Raw genomic sequence first — 5,169 nt, 5'->3', positions numbered from 1 at the left:
GGCGAGCGGCCCGGCGCGGCGGCGGTGGCGGACGTCCCGGCAGTGGCCGTGGCCGTGGCAGTGGCCGCGGTCGGGGTGGCCGGCCCGGCCGCGGTGCCGCTGTCTTCGGGATCGCAGGCGGTGAGCGCGAGGGCGGTCGCCAGCGCCCCGGCGGCGAGCATCGCGCGGGCGGTACGGGATCCGGGGGTCGGCGGGGTGGGCAGGGTCGGCAGGGTCGGCACGGCGGTCTCCCGGGGGTGCGGCGTGGCTGGGGCGGGCTGCTGGACCCGTTGTGCGGCACGCTAGCGGGGGCCGGGGTGCGGCGGTCGGGCGATTCCCGTTCCCGGACGCCACCGGGACCTGACGGTGACACAGTTCGGCGGCCCGCCCGGAGGGACCGGGGAGCCGCCGAGGTGGTGGGCCGTCGGGCGTGCCGGGCTCAGCCCGCGTCGATCTTGAGGTCGCGGAGCAGCTTGGCGACGTGGCCGGTGGCCTTGACGTTGTACAGGGCGCGCTCGACCTTGCCCTGCTCGTCCACGATGATCGTGGAGCGGATCACACCGACGTAGGTGCGGCCGTAGTTCTGCTTCTCGCCGTACGCGCCGTAGGCCTCCAGGACCGTGTGGTCCGGGTCGGCGACCAGGGTGACCTTGAGGTTCTCGGCCTCGCGGAACTTGCCGAGCTTCTCGGGCCTGTCCGGGGAGACGCCGATGACGTCGTAGCCGGCGCCGGCGAAGACCTCCAGGTTGTCGGTGAAGTCGCAGGCCTGGGTGGTGCAGCCGGGGGTGAGGGCGGCCGGGTAGAAGTACACGATCACCTTGCGGCCGAGGTGGTCGGCGAGGGACACCTGGTTGCCGTCGGCGTCGGACAGGGTGAAGGCGGGGGCGGTGTCGCCGGCCTGGAGGCGCTCGCTCACGGGTGGATCTCTCCTCGTGCGTGGAGTGGGTGGTCGTGCCACCGCCAACCTACCCCTGTTGGTGGGTGGTGCCGTGCGTGTTGGCGGGTGGCGCTGCGCGGCCCGGGCGGGGAGCTGACAGACTGGCCCTGTCGTACCGGACAACGGCAGGAAGAAGAGGGGTGGCCCGAGTGGGCGAGGCGAGCACGAAGGACAAGGCGGCCCGGTCGACGGCGCAGATCGAGGCGGACATCTCCCGGACCCGTGACCGGCTCGCGTCGACCCTGGACGAGCTGGCGATGCGGGTGCACCCGACCACGATCGCCGCGCAGACCAAGGCGAAGGTGCTGGCCTCGGTGGAGCAGAAGGCCGGACGGGCGTACGTCGCCGCGAGCGGTGCGCTGGAGCAGGTGAAGGCGCAGTTCACCGATGAGAAGGGGCAGCCGCGGCCGGAGCGGATCGTCCCGGTGGCGCTGGTCGGCGTCGGGGTGCTGCTGCTGGCGGCGTCGGCCCGTAAGCGCCGCAAGGGCTGACCGCGGGGCCGCGCGGGGCGTGGCCGGCAGGGCCGGGAGGGTCGCGACCCGCCCGGCCCTCGTGTTGCCGCGGTGCCGTGGCCCGGCTGCGGCCGGGGTGGACACGCCCCCGGCGGCCGGGGCGGGTACGGTCGGGGGCGTGAGCAAGAACGACGAGCTGAGTGTGCAGCACGATGAGCCCCGCCATGACCGGCTGGGGGAGAAGCTGCCGATCCGGATGCTGCACGACCGGGTGCTGGTGAAGACCGAGGGCAGCGAGGGCGAGCGCCGCTCGACCGGCGGCATCCTGATCCCCGCGACCGCGGAGCTGAGCAAGAGGTGCACCTGGGCGGAGGCGGTGGCCGTCGGCCAGAGCGTGCGCTCGGTCGAGCCCGGTGACCGGGTGCTGTACGACCCGGAGGACAAGCTGGAGGTCGAGGTGCGCGGCGCGACGTACGTGCTGCTGCGAGAGCGTGACCTGCATGCGGTGGCTGCGGGGCGTTTCGGTGACACCGAAGGCTCGACCGGCCTGTACCTGTAGCGCCGCCGTCCCCGCGCCTGGCGCCGCCGCGGTAATCCGGCTGCGGCGGGCGTCCGGTGACGGTACGTTGAATCTCCACATCTGAACAGCTCCACGGACCAGCTCCGCACGTCTGCCCCGGGCACCCCCGGGGTCCGACGGTCGGAGCCGTTCCGTCTGCCCTCGCGGATGCGCGCATTCCTGCACGCCGGCCGGTGCGGCGGTGGCGGTGACGGCATCCCGGGCGGGCGGGTCCGCCAGAATAAGTCGACAAGGAGATATTGTGACGTTAACAGCGCAGCTCGGAGCGGTGCGCGGCGGCACCGCCCGGCTGTACCTCGCGGTCGCCCGCGGCGCCTTCCGCCGGTACGCCACCTACCGGGCCGCGACCCTGGCGGGGGCCTTCACCAACACCGTCTTCGGCTGCATCCTGGCGTACACCTTCCTGGCGCTCTGGCACGCCCGGCCCGGCCTCGGCGGGTACGACACCCGGCAGGCCGTCACCTACATCTGGATCAGCCAGGCGCTGCTGGTCACCGTCGCGGTCTGGGGCGGCGGCTTCCAGGACGACGTCCAGGACCGGTTCCGGACCGGCGACATCGCCGTCGACCTGTACCGGCCGGTGGACTTCCAGGGCTGGTGGCTGGCGACCGACCTCGGCCGGGCCGGCTTCCACCTGCTGGCCCGGGGCGCCGTACCGACGCTGGCCGGGATGGTCCTCTTCGACACCCGGCTGCCGGCCGATCCCGCGGTCTGGGCGGCCTTCCTGGTCTCCGTGCTGCTCGCCGTCGTGGTCAGCTTCGGGCTGCGCTTCCTGGTCTCGCTGACCGGCTTCTGGCTGCACGACTCGGAGGGCGTCCGGGCGGTGATGCTGGTGGTCTCGATGTTCTTCTCCGGGATGCTGCTGCCGCTCGCCCTGTTCCCCGGCCAACTCGGCCGGATCGCGGCCGAACTGCCCTGGGCCGCGCTGATCTCGGTGCCCACCGACGTCCTGCTGGAACGCCGCACCGGCACCGCACTGCTCACCGGCCTCGCCTTCCAGGCGGCCTGGGCGGCCGTCCTGCTCGCGGCAGGCCGCGGCGTCCAGCTGCTGGCCACCCGCAAGGTGGTGGTCCAGGGTGGCTGAGACCCTGACCGCGCGGGCCGCCTGGTCGGTCCGCTCGTGGTGGCTGGTGGCCGCGATGTGGACCCGCTCGATCATGGCGTACCGCATCTCCTTCACCCTGATGCTGCTCGCCAACATCGCCACCAACTCGCTCGACTTCGTGGTGCTGCTGCTGATGTTCCGGCACACCGACACCCTCGGCGGCTGGACCCTGCCCGAACTCGCCTTCCTGTACGGCACCTCGGGCCTCGCGCTGGGCCTGGCCAACCTGCTGGTCGGCAGCATCGACGCACTCGGCCAGCGGATCCGGGCCGGCACCCTGGACATCGTGCTGATCCGGCCCGCACCGGCGCTCGCCCAGCTCTGCGCGGAACGCTTCTCGCTGCGCCGCCTCGGCCGTCCGCTGCAGGCGGGGGCACTGCTGGCCTGGTCGCTGAGCCGCCTCGACGTCCACTGGACCCCGGACCGGCTGCTGCTGATGCCCATGATGGTCTGCGCCGGGACGGTCATCTTCGCCTGCGTCTTCATCGGCGGCGCCAGCGTGCAGTTCTGGTGGGACGAGGCCAAGGAGCTGCAGAACTCCTTCACCTACGGCGGCGCCACCATGCTGCAGTACCCGCCCACCGTGTTCGCCCGGGAGCTGGTCGCCGGCACCGTCTTCGGACTGCCGCTGGCCTTCGTCAACTGGCTGCCCGCGCTGCGGATCCTCGACAAGCCCGACCCGCTCGGCCTGCCCGCCGCCTTCCAGTACGCCTCGCCGCTCGCCGCCGCACTGTGCGTGCTGGCCGCGGCGGCGGCCTGGCGGGCCGGCCTGCGGGCCTACCGCGGCACCGGCAGCTGACCTTCACCACAGAGGAGTTGGACATGGCACTGATCGAACTCGAGGACGTCCGGCGGAGCTTCACGGTCCGCACCAGGGCGGGCCGGCTGCGCCGGGTCAAGCGCGAGGTCCGCGCGGTGGACGGGCTGAGCTTCACGGTCGACGCGGGCGAGTGCGTCGGCTACATCGGCCCGAACGGCGCGGGCAAGTCCACCACCATCAAGATGCTCACCGGCATCCTGGTCCCCAGCTCGGGCCGGCTCCGGGTGGCCGGGGTGGACCCGGCCCGCGAACGCACCCGGTTGGCCCAGCGGATCGGGGTGGTGTTCGGCCAGCGCACCACCCTCTGGTGGGACCTGCCGCTGCGCGACTCGTACGAGCTGGCCCGCCGGATCTACCGGATCCCCGACGCCCGCCACCGGGCCAACCTGGACCGCTGCGTCGAACTCCTCGACCTCGGCGCCCTGTTGGACACCCCCGTCCGGCAGCTCTCGCTCGGCCAGCGGATGCGCGGCGACCTGGCCGCCGCCCTGCTGCACGACCCGCAGGTGCTGTACCTCGACGAGCCGACCATCGGCCTCGACGTGGTCAGCAAGGCCAAGGTCCGGGAGTTCCTCCGCGAGGTCAACACCGACCGCGGCACCACCGTGCTGCTCACCACCCACGACCTCACCGACATCGAGCAGCTGTGCGGCCGGGTGATGGTGATCGACCACGGCCGGGTGGTGTACGACGGCGGCCTGGGCGGCCTGCACGCGGCCGGCGAGAGCGAACGTACCCTGGTGGTCGACCTGGCCGAGCCGCGGCCCGCCATCGAGGTGCCCGGCGCCCGGGTGGTGCGGGTCGAGGGACCGCGCCAGTGGCTGGCCTTCCCCGCGCAGGACAGCGCGGCGCCGCTGCTCGCCTCGGTGGCGGCCCGCTACCCGCTGGTCGACCTGTCGGTGCGCGAGCCCGCCATCGAGGACGTGATCGCCCGGATGTACGCGGAGGCCGTCATCGGGTGACCGCCGCGCGGCCCGGCCGCCCGGCGCTGATCCGTTGGGGGGAAGCGCAGTAACCGGGCCCCGGGCGCGGCAGTTGTCACCTGGTGACTCTGCCAGCGCGTGAGGAACCGATGACCGTACCCGATGTCAGCGTCGTGATCGCCGTCCGCGACGCCCCGCCCCGGCTGGCGGACTCCCTGGCCTCGCTGGCCGGGCAGACCCTCGGGGCCGGGCGCCTGGAGGTGGTGGCGGTCGCCCACGGCCCGGCCGGCGGCGGCGCGGAGCTCGCCCGCCTCGCGTCGCTCCACCCGGGCCTGCTCCGGGTCGCGCCGCCGCCCCCGGGCGCCGGCGGCCC

6 protein-coding genes and 2 pseudogenes are annotated in these 5,169 nt (G+C 73.6%); 6 read left to right on the top strand and 2 right to left on the bottom strand.

Annotated features, from left to right (window positions below):
- Together AA75_RS27635 and bcp are read right to left on the bottom strand one after the other, a co-directional pair.
- Positions 1 to 221 (bottom strand): annotated as a pseudogene (locus AA75_RS27635) (hypothetical protein); the annotation flags it as partial.
- Positions 222 to 418: 197 nt separating this feature from the next.
- Positions 419 to 895 (bottom strand): thioredoxin-dependent thiol peroxidase, encoded by a 477-nt coding sequence (bcp, locus tag AA75_RS27630; RefSeq protein ID WP_033822996.1) that lies wholly within the window; start codon positions 893 to 895, stop codon positions 419 to 421.
- A gap of 161 nt (positions 896 to 1,056) precedes the next feature.
- On the opposite strand from bcp, the gene AA75_RS27625 reads away from it, so the two are divergent.
- The 6 genes and pseudogenes from AA75_RS27625 to AA75_RS27600 all read left to right on the top strand — a co-directional run.
- A complete protein-coding gene (locus AA75_RS27625) occupies positions 1,057 to 1,407 on the top strand; it encodes a DUF3618 domain-containing protein (protein ID WP_233289214.1) in 351 nt (116 codons plus the stop codon).
- Positions 1,408 to 1,624: 217 nt separating this feature from the next.
- Positions 1,625 to 1,927 (top strand): co-chaperone GroES, encoded by a 303-nt coding sequence (locus AA75_RS27620; RefSeq protein ID WP_233289215.1) that lies wholly within the window; start codon positions 1,625 to 1,627, stop codon positions 1,925 to 1,927.
- A gap of 262 nt (positions 1,928 to 2,189) precedes the next feature.
- A complete protein-coding gene (locus tag AA75_RS27615; RefSeq protein ID WP_233289213.1) occupies positions 2,190 to 3,032 on the top strand; it encodes an ABC-2 family transporter protein in 843 nt (280 codons plus the stop codon).
- Entirely contained in the window at positions 3,025 to 3,852 is an 828-nt protein-coding gene (locus AA75_RS27610) for an ABC transporter permease (RefSeq protein WP_033822993.1), read from the top strand. The genes AA75_RS27615 and AA75_RS27610 overlap by 8 nt, the downstream gene beginning before the upstream one ends.
- 23 nt (positions 3,853 to 3,875) lie before the next feature.
- Entirely contained in the window at positions 3,876 to 4,835 is a 960-nt protein-coding gene (locus AA75_RS27605; protein WP_033822992.1) for an ATP-binding cassette domain-containing protein, read from the top strand.
- A 110-nt stretch (positions 4,836 to 4,945) separates the two neighbouring features.
- A pseudogene (locus AA75_RS27600) lies at positions 4,946 to 5,169 on the top strand (hypothetical protein); the annotation flags it as partial.

Origin of the sequence: Kitasatospora sp. MBT63, from assembly GCF_000710465.2 — a bacterium.
In the GTDB taxonomy this organism is placed as follows: domain Bacteria; phylum Actinomycetota; class Actinomycetes; order Streptomycetales; family Streptomycetaceae; genus Kitasatospora.
Note: the sequence above shows the minus strand (reverse complement) of the source record. Positions and strands in the feature narration are given on the sequence as shown.

Bases quoted from the DNA above. Each gene is read 5' to 3' on its own strand.
- AA75_RS27620 (WP_233289215.1), top strand. From the start codon at position 1,625: ATGCTGCACGACCGGGTGCTGGTGAAGACCGAGGGCAGCGAGGGCGAG.
- AA75_RS27605 (WP_033822992.1), top strand. From the start codon at position 3,876: ATGGCACTGATCGAACTCGAGGACGTCCGGCGGAGCTTCACGGTCCGC.